We start from the raw sequence: 787 nt of genomic DNA, 5'->3' as shown, positions 1-787 counted from the left end.
TTGTAAAAGTTAGTCATATTATATATAATAGGTTTTATAAGGTCGGTAGGGTACTGACCTAATCAACGGAGAAAATCATGACCAACTTAACTACCGCCCTAACCCTTCTTAAAAAACTTATGGGTAAAAAACAGAACGTTAAAACGTTAGATGATATTCAGCCGCAAGTCATTAACGATGACCTTTACACTATTTCTGCCAATGAAGCGCAAGATGAAAAAATGGCTAACTATTTTGAAAAAACGCCAGTTTCAAAACTTTGTATCACTGTTTGCATCCCTTTGTTAGTTACAATTCCTGTTGTTGTTATAGCTGGCAGCCCTGAAATGGCAAAGCAATTGGCACAATCAAAGCTAAAAAGCATTTTTGAAAAAAATACTAGCCTTGAATTTTTCTCAGTTCTCTATGCCTCAGCCTTTGACCATCCTAGAAAAAACGGCATCATTTATAATTATGATGTTTGCGTAAGAAGCCTTGAATTTATAAAGATAAAGGGGTTTGAAAAGCATATTGCTATTGATATGGCAATCAATAACCTTTTAGATAGTGAGTTATATTTAAACTTGTCATCAAACTTTGAGGTCGCCATGCCTAGCTACTTGGATATTTACCATCAATCTAATTACAATTTAACGCTTTCGTAAGTTAGTTATATTATATATAATAACAAAAAAAGGGGCTAACAACGCCATGTTAGCCCCTCATTAACTCTCTGCTACTTTCACCAGCCTAAACCCTTTAGGCTTCACTTGCGCGACCCTACGCCCTCTCACAGCCCTTTTATTTA

Annotated in this window: 1 protein-coding gene; it reads left to right on the top strand. The window is 35.6% G+C overall.

What is annotated here, in order from left to right; translation table 11 throughout:
• The first annotated feature begins 77 nt into the window (after positions 1 to 77).
• Positions 78 to 644: a hypothetical protein gene (locus tag INT03_RS00255; RefSeq protein WP_193007113.1), complete on the top strand. Its 567-nt coding sequence runs from the start codon at positions 78 to 80 to the stop codon at positions 642 to 644.
• The last annotated feature ends 143 nt before the right edge of the window (positions 645 to 787 follow it).

Source organism: Psychrobacter sp. PG1, assembly GCF_014897815.1.
Lineage (GTDB): Bacteria > Pseudomonadota > Gammaproteobacteria > Pseudomonadales > Moraxellaceae > Psychrobacter.
This window is presented reverse-complemented; position numbering and strand designations above follow the sequence as displayed.

Coding starts and splice junctions, on each gene's coding strand:
- INT03_RS00255 (WP_193007113.1), top strand. CDS start 78: ATGACCAACTTAACTACCGCCCTAACCCTTCTTAAAAAACTTATGGGT.